Raw genomic sequence first — 14496 nt, forward strand, 5'->3', positions numbered from 1 at the left:
GGACCATGAAACGTTACGGAATACTTGTTTTACTGCTGCTCTGGCCGGCGCTGGCGCTGGCCGCGCCGTCCGCCGACGAAATTGTCGCCCGTGCCAACAAGGCGGCTTACTATGCCGGAAAAGACGGTCAGGCCGAGGTCAAAATGACCATCTACGATGCCCACGGCGGCACCCGCCGGCGGGAATTCAGCATCCTGCGGCTCAATGTCGCCGGAGAGGATCAGAAATTCTACGTCTATTTCAAGAAACCGTCGGATGTGCGCAAGATGGCTTTCCTCGTCTGGAAGCACGTCGGCGGTGATGATGACCGCTGGCTCTGGCTGCCGGCGCTGAACCTTAAAAAACGGATTGCCCCGGGCGACAAGCGGACCAGCTTCGTCGGTTCCGACTTCTTCTACGAGGATGTCTCCGGACGCGGGCTGGAAGAGGATGTTCACCAACTGGTCAAGGAGACTGATGATCAGTGGGTGATCAAGAATACTCCCAGGGATCCGGACAGCGTCGAATTCTCCTGGTACCAGGTGTGGATCGACAAGGCGACCAGCCTGCCGGTCAAAGCGGAGTATTACGACAAGGAGGGCCGACTCTACCGCCGGGTCAGTGCCGAGAAGATCGAAACCATCCAGGGCCATCCGACGGTTGTCGAAGCGGTGGCTGAGGACCTGCTCGCCGGCACCCGCACCGTCAACCGTTTCAGTAAGGTGAAATATGATATCGGCCTGAAGGAAAGGCTTTTTACCGAACGCTTCCTGCGCCGTCCGCCCCGTGAGGTCACCCGGTGAAACTGAAAATGAATCCATGGGGACTGCTTCCCGTTTTACTGCTGCTGGCCGGGTTGATGCCGGGATCGGTGTCCACTGCCCGGGCCGGCCTGCTCGACGATGTCGACCTGCACGGGTTTTTCGACACCCGGGCAGGGATACGAACCACCAGCGATGTCACCCAGCGTCAGACCAGCCTGCTGGAGTCACGGCTGCAGCTCGATTCCCTCTACCAGGGAGATGCCCTGACCCTGCAGCTGCGCGGTGATTTCATTGCTGACGACGTTGAGCAGGATCGCAGCATCGACCTTGAACAGGGCCGCGGCTGGTTTGACCTGCGCGAGGCGAACCTGCTGGTTTCGCCGACCGACTGGATGGATCTCAAGGTCGGTCGGCAGATCCTCACCTGGGGGACCGGCGACCTGCTGTTCCTCAACGACCTCTTTCCCAAGGACTGGCAGGCCTTTTTTATCGGGCGCGACGTCGAATATCTCAAGGCGCCGAGTGATGCCGTGATGGCGAGTTTTTTTCCCGAGTGGGGCACCATCGATGTGGTCTACACGCCGAGTTTCGACGCCGACCGTTACATTCGCGGTGAGCGGCTCTCCTACTACAACCCGCTGCTCGGCCGGACCGCCGGTCGTGATGCCGTGGCGCGGGTCGATGAACGCAACGGCTGGTTTTCCGATGACGAACTGTCGCTGCGCTTCTCTCGCAACATCGGCAGTTTTGAAACCGCCCTCTACGGTTACCTCGGCTACTGGAAGAGTCCGGTCGGGTTTGATCCGGGCAGCGCCCGCAATACCTTTCCGCGCCTCAATGTCTGGGGTGCCAGTCTGCGCGGTCCGCTGGCCGAAGGCATCGCCAACCTGGAGCTGTCCTGGTACGATTCGCGCGATGACCGCGGCGGCAATGATCCCTTCGTTCCCAACAGCGAGCAGCGGCTGCTGCTCGGCTATGAACGGGATCTGGGGCACGATCTGACGGTCGGCGTGCAGTATTACCTGGAACATCTGGTGGATTATTCCGCCTACCGGAACAGCCTGCCCGCGGGTATGCCGGAGCGTGATGAAAACCGCCATCTGTTCACCCTGCGGCTCACCAAGCTGCTGTTGAACCAGAACCTGACCCTGTCATTTTTTGCCTACCTGTCGCCGAGCGACCGGGATTTCTACCTGCGCCCCAAGGCGAGCTACAAGCTGACTGACAACTGGCGCCTGAGCGGTGGCGCCAATTTCTTCGGCGGCAGCGATGATCACACCTTTTTCGGCCAGTTTGAAAACAATTCCAATGTCTACGCGGCTCTCCGCTACAGCTTCTGACAGGCTGATGAAAAATGCCCATCTGCTGTGTCCTCCCCCCGCGTCAACGACGTACCTTCCGCTACGCCTTTTGCCGCGGGGGTACGGACGCCTTGCATCTGGACATTTTTGCGCAGCCCGGGGAACGCAACTTTATCAACAACTTGCTATGGAGGTTTTCCCATGACCGTCAATCGTTATCTGCGCCTGATCGCCGGCTTTTTCGTCATGCTCAGTGTTGCTCTCAGCCAGCTGCACAGCCCCAACTGGCTCTATTTCACCGCCTTCGTCGGGCTCAACCTGTTCCAGAGCGCCTTCACCAACTGGTGTCCGATGATTACCATCCTGCGCAAGCTGGGAGTGCAGGACGGCTGATAAGGGGAGCCTTCAGAACAGGCCTCTTGCCGGGCGGGTGAGAGGCAACGAGCTGCCGCGGCAGGATAGCGATTCCGCAAGATTTCGTTGAGGTCGGGACTCCCGGTCATCGGCTTCCCCGTTGCGGCATGCACTTGCCGCTGAATCGGGTAGACTGGATGTCATGGCCGGAATAGACCTGATACACAGGAGTGCCGAAAAGCTGCTCGACAACTTTTGTCACCATCGGGTGGTGCGTCCGGAGAGACCGCGCGGGCGATTGACCTGGGAGCGGCTGAAGGACGGCTATCAGCTGGTCGAACAGTCTTTTGATGGTCGCAGGCTGCGGCAGGATGCCATCGCCCGTTTCATCTACCTGCCGGAGCTGCGCCAATGGACCCTGCATCAACAGACGCAGGATCACTGGCAGTTCTGTACCAACGTTTCCCCCAATCTCAACCTGCAGAAACTGCTCGACTTTGTCGATGCGGATCCCTTCGGCCAGTTCTGGCGGTAAAAACAGGGCTCAGGGCTCAGGGCTCAGGGCGAAAGGCGCAAAAAGGTTGCGGGGGGATTGCTCCGGCTCTGCGTCTCAAGGGAGTGTCAGCGTACGGGCGTGAGGTCGCCTTTCTCTCAGAGAGCCAGACCTACCAGTTGCCGCGCCAGTTCCCGGCTGAATTTCTCCAGCAGTTTCCCGTAGCCCTTGACCAGCGCCTCGGCCGAGGTGTCGGTCAGGGTGTCGTCGGCATCGAAGCGTCCCCGGGCGAGCTGTTCCCCCTTGCGGTTTTCAAGTTGCCAGTGCAGGGAGAGGCGTATCCGGCGAGCTTCCGCGTCGAGACGTTGCAGGTTGAGGGTCAGCCGGTAGTTGCCATTGCCGACGAGGAGGAAACGGGGCGTCAGGCGTTCGAGGTTTTCGGCGACCACCCGCCCGAGCTGCTCGCCGAGGGGTCCTCCCCAGCGGTCGAAGGGGGCTGGTTCGATGCGGTCACCGTTGCGTCGTACCAGCTGCGGGCGGTCGAGGTAGCCCGGCAGGGTTACCGGGCCGATGGTCAGTGAGGCGGCACCGGCATCTGGTTCGGGCACCTGCGGGACCTGGTCCGCAAGCGAGGGGATCAGGTAGTGGCGACTGGGCGAAGTCCCCTGCCCGACATTGACACAGCCGGCCAGCCCGAGCAGCAGCAGGAACAGCAATGGTCTCATGGTTTCTCCTCCAGGCCTCTGCCGCGCAGCAGCATATCGGGGTGCTCTTCCAGGGTTTCACTCAGAATCCGCAGTGCCCGTGCCGCGCGCCGCAGTTCCACCAGCGTTCGCCGCAACTCCGCTCCGAGGGCGGAATTTTTTTTCAGCATCGCCTGGGCCTCGCTGAGGGTGCTGGTGGCCCGATCGAGAGTCCCGTCCAGCTTGCCGAGAGTCTGCTGTGAGCGCTCCGCCATGCCGGCAACCTGTTTTGCCACGCTGTCGGCCGAGTGACGGACCGCCGTCGACGCGCTTCTGAAGTCCTGCAGGGCCGGGCCGAAGCCGGCGTTGCCCCTGGCAACCAGCTCACGCAATTCATCCAGACCGTGATTGAGCTTGAACAGGCTGTCGGCCAGGTCGGGGTTGTGGACCAGCTCCTGCAGGCCGTCGAGGGTGCTGGTCAGTTTGTCGGCAATTTCCTGAATCGGCAGGTTCTCGAAGGTTCGCGACAATTCTTCGAGCCCTGATGGAATGGTCGGAATCTCGGGATAGAGATTGCGGTAATGGGAGAGGACCACTTTGGTTTGCGGGTACATGTCAAGCTGGACAAAGAGCTGGCCGGTGATCAGGCTCTGCAGCTGCAGCTGGCCGCGCAGACCCTTGGCGATCAGCCGCGAAAGAGTGTCCTCGCCGCCGAAACGCGACAGCCCCTGCGGAGCGACCTCACCGTTGCTGTCGATGGCTTCAATGCGGTTTGAGTCGACTTCGATCACCACCGGGATTTTAAAGGTGAAGTCGGCGGGTTGAACGTGGACGCTGATATCTGCCACCGAGCCGATGCGGACACCGCGGAAGTTGACCGGCGCGCCGACAGAGAGTCCCTTGACCGAGCGGTCGAAGTAGAGCACGTAGCGTTGACGCTGGGTGAAGAGTCCCCCCTTGCCGAAGAAGACCAGGCCGACAACCGCCAGGACAATGGCGCCGAGGACGAAGGCGCCGATCAGTTTCGGGTCCGCACGTTTCATGATAGAGGTTCGATGTCTCTGCCACGCGTAAGAAATTCCCCGACCTTGAGATTGCCCGCGTCAAGCATCTGCTGTGGGGTGCCGGTCGCCAGCATGGTTCCGGTTTCACCGTCGAGGAAGAGCCCGTTGCCGGCAATGGTGTAGATGCTGGCCAGGTCGTGGCTGACCACCACCACCGTTGCCCCGAGGCTGTCCCGCAGTTCAAGAATCAATTGGTCGAGCCGGCGGGCGCTGACCGGATCGAGTCCCGAGGTCGGTTCGTCGCAGAAAAGGATTTCCGGATCGAGCGCCATCGCCCGGGCCAGTCCCGCCCGCTTCCGCATGCCGCCGCTCAGTTCCGACGGATAATAGTTCTGGAACCCCGCCAGCCCGACCAGGGCCAGTTTGAGGTCAATCACGTCGCGTATCTGCCCGGCGCTGAGGTCCGTGTATTCCTTCAGCGGCACGGCGATATTTTCCGCCAGGGTCATCGAACTCCACAAGGCTCCTCCCTGGTAAAGGATACCCCAGTTGCGCATGATGTGTCGTTTCCGGGAAGGGCTCTGCTGCCAGAAGTCCAGCCCGTTGTAGCAGATGGTTCCGCTCCGGGGTTTCTTCAGGCCGATCAGGTGCCGCAACAGAGTGCTTTTGCCGCAGCCGCTGCCGCCCATGATGACAAAGATCTCGCCGCGGCGCACGGTAAAAGTGAGATCCTGCTGGATCACCCGATCGCCATAGGCCATGGTCAGTCCGGATACCGAAATCTGTGGCGAGGTCTCCATCTCAGACCCCCAGCACCTGGCAGAGGATGGTGATCACCGCATCGGCGACCACCACCAGGACGATGCCGGTCACTACCGCGGAAGTCGCCGCCTGGCCGACCGCCTGGGCGCTGCGACCGCATTGCAGACCGCGCAGGCAGCCGGAGAGGGCGACGATGACGCCGAAGACCGCCGCTTTGACCACGCCGATGACAAAGTGCTGCAGGCCGACATTTTCCTGAATACGCAGGAAGAAGGGGGTCAGGTTGATATCGAGCATCGCCGCGCTGACCAGCCCGCCGCCGAGAATGCCCATGAACATACTGTAGATGCAGAGCAGCGGCAGCATGGTCATCAGCGCCAGCATCCGTGGTGCGACCAGGAAATCCATCGGCGGGATGCCCATGGTTATCAGCGCGTCGATTTCTTCGTTGACCTGCATGGTGCCGAGCTGGGCGGCGAAGGCGGCACCGGTGCGGCCGGCCATGATCACCGCGGTCATCATCGGGGCCATCTCCCGCGCCATGCCGAGACCGACCAGGTCGGCAACGAAGATGTCGGCACCGAACATGCGCAGTTGGACGGCACCGACAAAAGCGAGAATCATCCCCACCAGCAGGCTGATCAGGGTGACGATCGGCAGCGCCTGGGCGCCGCAGTCTTCAAGCAGTTCGAGCAGATCCTTGAAGCGGAAGCGTGGCCGACCGCGCAACAGGTTACCGGAGCAGAGGACCGATTCGCCGATAAAGCGCAAGGCGTCCTGCCAGGTCTGATGAAGTTCCAGGGTCACATTGCCGATCCGGGTCAGGATCGGGTCGGAACGCCTGCGGCGGCGGCGACCCGGTTGGGGGGGGACAGCTCCGGCCAGGTGCAGTAGCCGGCAGACGCCTTCAGGAAGGTCGCTGCAATCAACACAGATGGAATGGTCCCGAGCCCATTGGAGCAGTTTGAGCAGAAAGGTCAGTAGCCCTGAGTCCCATTGTCCCAAGGTCTCGCCTTCCAGCTTCAGGCACTGACCGTCGGCCAGCCCTTCGAGCCGGGAAAACAGCTCCTCGATGGCCGGGATGCCGTCAACAAAGCGCCAGTCGCCCTGCAGACGCAGTCGCAGCGGTTGCTGGTCGAAAAGCTGGTAGTTGGGGGGCTGGCTCATGGAATGTTCATTTCCGCTTCGGGATTGATTGCCATCCTTCTCCCTGCGGGAGGAGATACTGAAAACAGTTTAAAGTCTAACTGACTATTTATTCTAGCAAAAAAGCCCAGACACGTCGGTCGGGGCTTTTTTTGCGTCAGGCTGATGCTGCAGGCAACGGGGCAGACAGCCGCATTTCAGCTGTCATTCTAATCGGCGATTTCGAGTTCCCGCTTCTTGGTGTACAGAAAGCGGATCAGTTCATACTCGAACGGATTGCCGCTGCCGTAGTAGCGGAAATCGACGCGTTTGCGGGTGTCGATGGCATAGAGCAGGTAAAACGGCACATCCAGGTCGTTGTTTTCGAAGTTGAGGGGGTCGATGGCGTCAAAAACCAGGCCGTCAACAGCGATTCCGGTCGCGTCCCGCAGGTTGGAGGGGCCGAAGACCGGCAACACCAGGTAGGGGCCGTGGCCGACGCCATAATGTCCCATGGTCTGGCCGAAATCCTCGTTCTGGCGGTGGACGCCGAGGTGCGTGGCGACATCCCAGAGTCCGCCGATACCGAAAACGGTGTTGATAAAAAAGCGCTCGGTGGTGATGGCGGCCTTTTTGAATTTGAGCTGCAGCACCGAGTTGGTGAAGTTGTCCAGTTCATAGATGTTGTCGAAAAAGTTGGAGACGCGGTCCTCGGCGTAGTCGGGCATGATGAACTGGTAGCCGCTGATCACCGGTAAAAAGAGATACTTGTCAAAGTAATAGTTGAAGCGGTAGGCGCCGCGATTGAATCCTTCGAACGGGTCGGAGATCGTGGCCGCCGGTTTCATGTTCGGGCCGACGGTATTTTCAAGGGTACGCAACGGAGGCTGGGTGTCGGGTCCGGTTTTAGGTGCCGTGCTGCAGCCGCAGAGGGCCAGCAGGGTGAGCAGCATCAGGCCAATCAGCATTCTGGTCATCTTGGTGGTCATGATCAGCCCTCCTTCCTGAAGAAATCGATCATATAGCGCACCACGTCGGGGTGATTCATATTGCCGCAGTGACCACCGGTCGGATAGATCTGCGCCCGGTTGCCGAAAATATCGACCATCTTTTCGATCTCGCCGGGCGCCAGGATGATGTCATCTTCGTTTCCCAGCAGCCCGATTTTGCGGGCGCTTCTCAGGTAGGGGGCGATTGCCGTCAGTGACAGCTTGTCGATCAGTTGCTGTTCACTCAACTCCGGATGTCGCTTCTGCCAGTAGGGGAAGAAGTATTCGTGGAAGTAATCGGTGAAGCCGGTGCGGAACAGGACCTGGCTGTAGGGGGTCAGCGAGGTGCTGCTGTTCAGTCTGACCCCTTTCGGCACCACGTAGCCGCCGCCGTTCATGACATCGGCAGCGAAGATCATGCTTGATGAATCAACCCTGAAGGCAAAGCCGATCAGGCTGGCGAGAAAATCCTGGCGGGGTGGATAGCGACGATAGATCCGGTAGATGTATTCGCCGCTCAGGTCGACGAACCCTTCCGCGCGGCTGGCTTCCGAAAACTTGGCCAGGGCATCGTCAATGAAGTCGCCGAAATGTTCGATCCCGCCGGGGACATTGGCCAGCAGCATCTTGTCCAGGCGGGAAACCGAGCTGTAGAGATTGAGAGGCGGGTTGATCAGCAGTACCTTTTTGAAATTGAAGACCTTCTGTTCCTCGTCCAGCTTTGAGACGAAGGCGGACTGGATGCCGCCGAGACTGTAACCGGTGAGATTGAAGGACGACACCCTGATCTTCTTCTGCGCCTTCTTCCAGGCCAGCTGCATCACCCGGTAGAGATCCTTGGCGTCAGCCGGCAGGTAGCCGGGCATCATGTTCGACGAAGCGGTGATGACGAATTCCGAATAGGTCGGCGAGGTGATTGACAAGACGTGAAAACCAGCCTGGTAGAAGGCTCGCTGCAGGGCGACCATTTTCGGTGAATTGTAACGGGCGCCGGTTCCGGCGATGATGAAGATCAGCGGCGCTTCTTCTTTCTGGTAAACCAGGGAACAGGTCAGCCCGTCCTGGTACCAGAAGACATCGGGAATCTTGCGGTCGGGAAAGGGATAAACCTTGAAGACACTGGTCGGAACGTCCTTCGGGGCCTGGTACTGGTAGGCCGGCGGGGTCTCCATGACCGTGGCTTCATAGGGGCTGACATAGGGGAAGAAATAAGGGGTGGTTTCGACAGCGAAAACCGGAGTTTCCCACAGGCAGAGAGCGATCAGAGCGGCGGCAAATTTCAGATGCAGGACGTTCATGGCAGCAGCCCCTCCTTTCGATAAATCCGTTCGGCGGCCGGATGCAGGGGGAGAATGACTCCCTGCGTCAGCATTTTCGGTGTGAGACCGGCGAAGGCCGGATGCTGGCGCTGGAAGCGGCCGAAGTCATCAAGCAGGGTCTGCAGAACGGCAGTCACGGTTTCATCCGGAGTTTCTTTCGAGGTGAAGAAGACCGCCTTGACCCCGAGGGTCGGGACCGGAGATTGGTTTTCCAGAGCCGGATAGAAACCGATCGGAATCTCGGTCTGGATGAGGTAGGGAATTTTTTGTACCGCGGTAGCGGTTATCGCCGGGTCGATGCCGATCAGACGGATTTTTCGGCTGCCGAACGTTGCTTCGCGGACCGACAGGTTGGGATGACCGACGGTGTAGAAATAAGCGTCAAGAAAACCCTGCTGCAACTCCCGCGAGGCGTCGATGGGCGGCAACTCGACCAGCTTGAGATCGGTCTTCGGGTCGATGCCGTGCAATGCCAGTATTTGTTTTACATTTCCTTGGTCCGCCGATCCCGGTGCGCCGATGCTGACCGTTTTCCCTTTCAGATCGGCGATGGTGCGGATTTCCGCGTCGGCGGCGGTCACCAGTGTAACCGCTTCGGGGTAGAGCGCCGCGACCGCGCGCAGGTCGTCGTGCGGCGCCCCCTGCCAGGGCCCGGTGCCATGCTCTTCCTTGTAGAGCATGTCGGCCTGGGAGATGCCGAAGGCCCAGTCGCCGGCCAGCACCTTGTTGATATTTTCCACGGAGCCCTTGCTGGCCTCGGCATCAAGTCGGAAGGGCGGGTTTTTCGCGTTTCTGCGAAAGACCTTGGCGATGGCGTGGCCGGCGGCGTAATACACGCCGGTGATGCCGCCGGTACCGATGGTGATAAACGGTTTGCCGCTCTGCTGGGCAAACCCCGTCCCCGCCAGCATCAGGATGCCGAGCAGGAAAGCAAGAGCAAGGTGGCGCATGGCGGGACCTCCATAGGATGAAAGACAATGATCCAACGGGCAATGCAACGCCCGGAATATTGATTCAATATCGAATTGAAGCAGGTTTCAGGCTCAATTCAAGACAAAGAAGGTCATTTTTTTCAGCAGGCGCCGGTCAGCCTGGTCGACAATTGTCCAGCCGCGCTGTTCCAGCTCATGTTCCGCTGCCGAATCCATGGTTCCGGATATCCAGAGTTCCAGGCGGGCCTGGCCCGCGTCGTCGTCGGACGGCGCCTGGAACTTCTGTTCCTTGGCATCGAGTTTCTCGGTCCAGAAGACATGGTCGACCGGGGCGATTACAATCCGTCGCCCCGCCCTGTCCTGCAGGTTGAGGATGCCGGTGGTATCGAGGATGGCGGTCACCGTTTCGACATTGCGGTGATAACGGCCCATCAGCTGGGCCATGCTGCGGTAGTAGCGGGCGCTTGACGTACTCGGCAGCCCGGGCGGGGGAGAAGACCGTGGCCGGCAGGAGCGTTGCAAGGAGCAGGCGCAGCATGGGCCGATTCCTTTTTCGGGCCTTGCGCCCGGCTATTTGACCTTCTTCTCCAGTTCGGTCATCAGCTGATCGAGCCACTCGGCAATGAGCGGTTTGAGGGCTTCAACCGGGTCTTTTTCCCATGCCTTGGCTTCGACCAGACCCAGCGGCATGGCCCTGACCCGGGCGGAGACGATCTTGCCGCTGGCGGCATCAACGGCTTCGGACTCAAGGAACAGCATCGGTGCCTGGTCGCGGGAGCCGGCCGCCTCCTTGGCGGCGGTCGCCACCAGGGCGATCGGCAGGTATTGCCAGGCGGAAAGGTCTTCGGATGAACTGGTGACGCCCGAGATGGCGGCACGTACCGTCAGGGTTCCCGATCCCTTGCCCTGCAGGCCTCCAGCCAGGCGCTGGTTCAATTGCCCGGCGAGATAATCGGCGATCCGCTGCTGCTGGCCGGCGTCCAGTTTGGACTCGGCCAGCAGCTTTTGTGACAGCTGCACCTTCACCGGCACAAAAGTGATCTGCCCGTAGTTTTTCGGGTCATAGCCCTCGGCGTAGTAGCTGGCGGAATTACCGTCACCGTCGGCTTTCAATTGGCTGTAGTCGGAGAGGAACCCGGAGCGGGTTTCAGTGGCTTTGGGGGCTGACGCGCAACCATAGAGCAGGGCCAGAAGCAGCAGCGGGACAAAAATATTACGGAAAATCATGGGGAAATCCTTTCTTGGTGACGAATCGGGGGGATTTTAATCGTTCGCTCAGGTGAAAACGATTATCAATCACCATGAAAAGATAACAGCAAACAAGGGAAATTCAATTTTTAAAGTTAAAATTAACGGGTAATGATCGAAATCGGTTACAACAGCGGCGGCAGGTTCTGTTCTTCTCGGTGCGTTTTGAGATGGCTCCCGCTATTTCCCTGAAAACCTCGCCAGCACCCGTTCCCCGTCCAGCAGTTCAAGCTTTCCGTTCTTGAACCGGTAACCGGTGTGGGTCTGCAGGGCGCGGTTGAATCCCTGCTCGATGCCGGCGACCGGTTCCTCGCAGAAGCGCCGGGTGGCGGCCAGCGGGCCGAAGGCCAGACGCCCGTCCCGCTGCTCAAAGCTCCCCTGGAACCGGTTGCAGCCGTCGCTGCCCCGCACCATCCCGTCACTGAAGGCCATGGTCGGAGTCCCGGTTCCGGGCGGCAACTGCAGCGGGTGGCCATTAAGTTCGGACAGAGCCCACGAGGTGCCGTTCAGGTCGGTCCTCTCCGCCTGCGGATAGACGGTGCCGCAGGCGGAGAGGACCAGGGTCAGGAGCGCCAGAATGGGACCGGCGATCGTCTTCGGAGCGGGTTTTGGGAATCTCAATCGATCCCTCCCATGCACAGGTACTTGATTTCCAGGTAGTCATCGCAGCCGTACCTGCTTCCTTCACGGCCGAGCCCCGATTCCTTGATGCCGCCGAAGGGGGCGATAGTGGTCGAGATCAGGCCGGTATTGAGGCCGACCATGCCGTATTCCAGGGCCTCGCCGACCCGCCAGGCGCGGGCCAGGTCACGGGTGTAGAAGTAGGAGGCGAGGCCGAACTCGGTGTCGTTGGCCATCTGGATCGCCTCTTCCTCGGTGTCGAATTTAAACAGCGGGGCGACCGGGCCGAAGGTCTCCTCGCGGGCGACCTTCATGTCACTGGTGATATCGGCCAGCACCGTCGGTTCGAAGAAACTGCCGCCGAGAGCGTGGCGCCTGCCGCCGGTGACGATACGGGCACCTTTGCTGACGGCGTCCTCGATGTGTTCCTCGACCTTTTCCACGGCGCCCATGTCGATCAGCGGACCCTGCTGGACCTCTCCCTTGAGGCCGTCGCCGACTTTCAACTTTTTCACCGCGGCGGCCAGTTTCTCGGCGAAGGCATCGTAGACCCCGGCCTGGACCAGGAAACGGTTGGTGCAGACGCAGGTCTGCCCGGTGTTGCGGTACTTGGAAATGATCGCCCCTTCGACGGCGGCATCGAGATCGGCGTCATCGAAGACGATGAAGGGGGCGTTGCCGCCCAGCTCCATGGAGACCTTTTTCATCGTCGCGGCGCACTGCTGCATCAGCATCTTGCCGATTTCGGTCGAGCCGGTGAAGGTCAGCTTGCGCACCAGCGGGTTGCCGGTCAGTTCCCCGCCGATCGCTCCGGCCGAGCCGGTCACCACGTTCAGCACCCCGGCGGGGATGCCGGCCCGTTCTCCCAGTTCGGCCAGCGCCAGCGCCGAGAAGGGGGTGGCGCTGGCCGGTTTGACCACCATGGTGCAGCCGGCGGCCAGAGCCGCCCCGGCCTTGCGGGTGATCATCGCCGAGGGGAAGTTCCAGGGGGTGATGGCGGCGCAGACGCCGATCGGCTGCTTGAGGACCAGCAGGCGCTTGTCCTGCTGGTGGGCGGGGATGATGTCGCCGTAGATGCGCCTGGCTTCTTCCGCGAACCACTCGAGAAACGAAGCTGCATAGACAATCTCTCCTTTGGCTTCTGCCAGCGGTTTGCCCTGCTCGGCGGTCATCAGCACGCCGAGATCATCCTGGTGTTCGATCATCAGTTCCGCCCAGCGGCGGAGGATGGCTGAGCGTTCCGCCGCAGTCTGTTCCCGCCAGGCCGGCCAGGCGGCGTCGGCCGCCTCGATGGCACGTCGGGTCTCATCCGCTCCCAGTTTTGGAACCTTGCCGAGGGTCTCACCGTCGGCCGGGTTGGTGACCGGCAGGGTGGTGCCATTGTCGGCATTGATCCATTGGCCGTTGAGGTAGCATTGCTGACGAAGCAGATCGGCATCGTTTAATTTGAACATCATTTTCTCTCCTGTCTTTTCGGGGTATGGGGACAATGTTACCTGATTTCACCGGCATCTGCCGGGCGGTTTCGTGTGAGTATTCAGCTGATGGTAAAACAGGCCGTTACCATCTGGCGTAATTCTTCCTGCAACAGGGATTTTTCGGCCACGGCATAACGACGGTGCAGTTCCGGTGCGAGGTTGATGAAGAGATCGAGCAGGTGTGGATCGAAATGTGACCCACGGCCATCGCCGAGTATCCGCAGGGTGGTTTCCAGGGAAAACGGTTCCTTGTAGGGACGGCGGGCGCTCAGAGCGTCGAAAACGTCGGCAATGGCGAAAATGCGTGCTGAAATTGGAATCTCTTCTCCGGAAAGTCCCTGCAGGTAGCCGCTGCCATCCCATTTTTCATGGTGATTGCCGATCACCCGGGCGGCATCGTCGAGCCAGCGCGAACGGCCGACGATGTCCAGGCCGTAGCGGACATGGCGCTTCATTTCGGCAAATTCTTCATCGGTCAGGGGGCCGGGTTTGAGCAGGATCGCGTCATGGATACCGATCTTGCCGATATCGTGCAGGAAGGCGCCCTTGATCAGTTCCTGCATCTGTGTCTGTTCGAGCGCCAGTTGTTCCGCCAGGCGCATCGCGTAGAGGGTGACCCGGTAGTTATGAATGTCGGTGTCGCTGTCACGTTTGGCGATGGCGCTGCCGAGAACCTGGATCGTCTCCAGGTTGGCGGTCATCAGGTCGCCGGAGAGGTGATGAATCCGCTGTAGCAGTGACCGTACCAGCGGATGAATCAGGGCCGCCGTCAGCAGCACAATGGCAACCGAGAGCAGGCTGTTGCGCAGAATGCGGCGATGCAGGGTTTCCATGGCAGCTTCGGAAACCGCGAACAGGGATGCGGCATAGAGCTGCGGCTGACCATCAGGGCCGTCGAGGGGGCGGAGAATGAACAGGTAGGGATGGTCGGCGATCTCCCTGAAAGAGAGTCCCCGCTGCGCGGCTTTGGCGACGTTGGGCATCCGGGCGGGAAGGCTGACCAGGCGCGGGGTGTCGGGATAGCGTAATGATGCGACCCGGTTTCCGTTCAGATCATAGAGGGCGACCGCTTCGTTGCGGCCTTCCCGCAATGGAATCTGTCGACCGCTGAAAGTCCGCAACGCCTTCTGCAGTTGCTCAGGGTCGGGGCGGGACGGATTTCGCATCTGCCGGTTCAAGAAAATCTGAAAGCGACCGAACGCCTGGCGGGCGAGACTGTCGATGGTTTCCATGTAGTCATCGTGAGTCGTGCGGTAGCTCAACGCGCCGACCAGCAGGGAAACGCCGACGGCGACCAGGGCGATGCGCAGCCTCAGCGAGACGAAAAGACGGTTCCGGTTGAAGAGCAAGGAGCTGGCCAAGGACGACCTCCCCGGGGGTTGAAGCCTTCAGGTTGACGGTGAATCCGGGGTCAAACATCCGGATATCTGCCGCTGCCCGGACA

Annotated in this window: 16 protein-coding genes; 4 read left to right on the forward strand and 12 right to left on the reverse strand. The window is 60.4% G+C overall.

Translation table 11 applies throughout. From position 1 onward, the window contains the following. The first annotated feature begins 5 nt into the window (after positions 1-5). From B5V00_RS07225 to B5V00_RS07240, 4 genes are all read left to right on the forward strand, one after another. Complete coding sequence (locus B5V00_RS07225; protein WP_085010101.1) at positions 6-782, forward strand: outer membrane lipoprotein-sorting protein; 777 nt, start codon at positions 6-8, stop codon at positions 780-782. Positions 783-790: 8 nt separating this feature from the next. Next, entirely contained in the window at positions 791-2083 is a 1293-nt protein-coding gene (locus B5V00_RS07230) for a hypothetical protein (RefSeq protein WP_085010168.1), read from the forward strand. A 162-nt stretch (positions 2084-2245) separates the two neighbouring features. Continuing rightward, a complete protein-coding gene (locus B5V00_RS07235) occupies positions 2246-2437 on the forward strand; it encodes a YgaP family membrane protein (protein ID WP_085010102.1) in 192 nt (63 codons plus the stop codon). A 163-nt stretch (positions 2438-2600) separates the two neighbouring features. Then, positions 2601-2933, forward strand: a complete 333-nt coding sequence (locus tag B5V00_RS07240; RefSeq protein WP_085010103.1) for a DUF3024 domain-containing protein — start codon at positions 2601-2603, stop codon at positions 2931-2933. A gap of 116 nt (positions 2934-3049) precedes the next feature. Here the strand turns inward: B5V00_RS07240 and B5V00_RS07245 are convergent, their stop codons facing one another. The 12 genes from B5V00_RS07245 to B5V00_RS07300 all read right to left on the reverse strand — a co-directional run bounded on the left by B5V00_RS07245 (position 3050) and on the right by B5V00_RS07300 (position 14413). Then, a complete protein-coding gene (locus B5V00_RS07245) occupies positions 3050-3616 on the reverse strand; it encodes a PqiC family protein (protein WP_085010104.1) in 567 nt (188 codons plus the stop codon). Then, entirely contained in the window at positions 3613-4617 is a 1005-nt protein-coding gene (locus tag B5V00_RS07250) for an MlaD family protein (protein ID WP_085010105.1), read from the reverse strand. Before B5V00_RS07250 ends, B5V00_RS07245 begins: the two co-directional genes overlap by 4 nt. Then, complete coding sequence (locus B5V00_RS07255; RefSeq protein WP_216355467.1) at positions 4614-5378, reverse strand: ABC transporter ATP-binding protein; 765 nt, start codon at positions 5376-5378, stop codon at positions 4614-4616. Before B5V00_RS07255 ends, B5V00_RS07250 begins: the two co-directional genes overlap by 4 nt. 1 nt (position 5379) lies before the next feature. Continuing rightward, positions 5380-6507, reverse strand: coding sequence for an MlaE family ABC transporter permease (locus B5V00_RS07260; RefSeq protein ID WP_085010106.1), 1128 nt, complete (start codon positions 6505-6507; stop codon positions 5380-5382). 188 nt (positions 6508-6695) lie between these two features. Next, positions 6696-7454 (reverse strand): MlaA family lipoprotein, encoded by a 759-nt coding sequence (locus B5V00_RS07265; RefSeq protein WP_085010107.1) that lies wholly within the window; start codon positions 7452-7454, stop codon positions 6696-6698. 2 nt (positions 7455-7456) lie between these two features. Next, the gene (locus B5V00_RS07270; protein WP_085010108.1) at positions 7457-8752 is read right to left on the reverse strand and encodes an alpha/beta hydrolase; all 1296 of its coding nucleotides are present in this window, start codon (positions 8750-8752) and stop codon (positions 7457-7459) included. After that, the gene (locus B5V00_RS07275; protein WP_085010109.1) at positions 8749-9723 is read right to left on the reverse strand and encodes a TAXI family TRAP transporter solute-binding subunit; all 975 of its coding nucleotides are present in this window, start codon (positions 9721-9723) and stop codon (positions 8749-8751) included. The genes B5V00_RS07270 and B5V00_RS07275 overlap by 4 nt, the downstream gene beginning before the upstream one ends. Before the next feature lie 93 nt (positions 9724-9816). Continuing rightward, positions 9817-10137 carry a hypothetical protein gene (locus B5V00_RS07280; protein ID WP_139800695.1) on the reverse strand — a complete coding sequence of 107 codons (321 nt, stop codon included), beginning with the start codon at positions 10135-10137 and terminating at the stop codon, positions 9817-9819. A 138-nt stretch (positions 10138-10275) separates the two neighbouring features. After that, entirely contained in the window at positions 10276-10932 is a 657-nt protein-coding gene (locus B5V00_RS07285; protein ID WP_085010111.1) for a DUF3313 domain-containing protein, read from the reverse strand. 201 nt (positions 10933-11133) lie between these two features. After that, positions 11134-11574, reverse strand: coding sequence for an META domain-containing protein (locus B5V00_RS07290; protein WP_172399647.1), 441 nt, complete (start codon positions 11572-11574; stop codon positions 11134-11136). Next, positions 11571-13028, reverse strand: a complete 1458-nt coding sequence (gene gabD / locus B5V00_RS07295) for an NADP-dependent succinate-semialdehyde dehydrogenase (protein ID WP_085010170.1) — start codon at positions 13026-13028, stop codon at positions 11571-11573. The genes B5V00_RS07290 and gabD overlap by 4 nt, the downstream gene beginning before the upstream one ends. Positions 13029-13111: 83 nt before the next feature. Then, positions 13112-14413 (reverse strand): HD-GYP domain-containing protein, encoded by a 1302-nt coding sequence (locus B5V00_RS07300; protein WP_085010113.1) that lies wholly within the window; start codon positions 14411-14413, stop codon positions 13112-13114. Between the last annotated feature and the right edge of the window lie 83 nt (positions 14414-14496).

This window comes from Geothermobacter hydrogeniphilus, from assembly GCF_002093115.1.
GTDB lineage: Bacteria > Desulfobacterota > Desulfuromonadia > Desulfuromonadales > Geothermobacteraceae > Geothermobacter_A > Geothermobacter_A hydrogeniphilus.